This is a genomic window from Adlercreutzia equolifaciens (assembly GCF_029076695.1).
GTDB classification, from domain to species: domain Bacteria; phylum Actinomycetota; class Coriobacteriia; order Coriobacteriales; family Eggerthellaceae; genus Adlercreutzia; species Adlercreutzia equolifaciens_A.
Genome location: NZ_JARFIK010000306.1, coordinates 1 through 309 on the forward strand (window position 1 = coordinate 1; position 309 = coordinate 309).

1 protein-coding gene is annotated in these 309 nt (G+C 63.1%); it reads right to left on the minus strand.

Features of this window, described 5'->3' with window-relative positions:
* Nucleotides 1-241 (minus strand): hypothetical protein (locus PZH32_RS12510; protein ID WP_275208569.1); only part of this gene is annotated, 241 nt, incomplete at its 3' end.
* Nucleotides 242-309 lie beyond the last annotated feature (68 nt).

Genomic DNA, 309 nt, shown 5'->3' on the forward strand with positions numbered 1-309 from the left:
CGTTGACATCGATGCCCAGGGCCATGACGGCAATGCCCGCCAGCATGAGCGCCACGCGGCCTATCAGGTACAAAGTGAGGCGAGGGCTCGACGGCGTTGCGCGCGATGCGCCGCGTTCGTCAGGATCCTCGCCGACGGTCGAGACAGACTGCGACGGCGTGGTTGCGCCCGAGCGCTCGCGCCCCATGGACTTGCCCTTGACCCGAATCTCATTCCCGCGATTCTCTGGCCGTACCGTCATTGTCTCACCGTCCTCTCGGGTCACTCGTCGGTTGCGTCTCTTCAGTTATAGCACTGCGAGATAAAGAC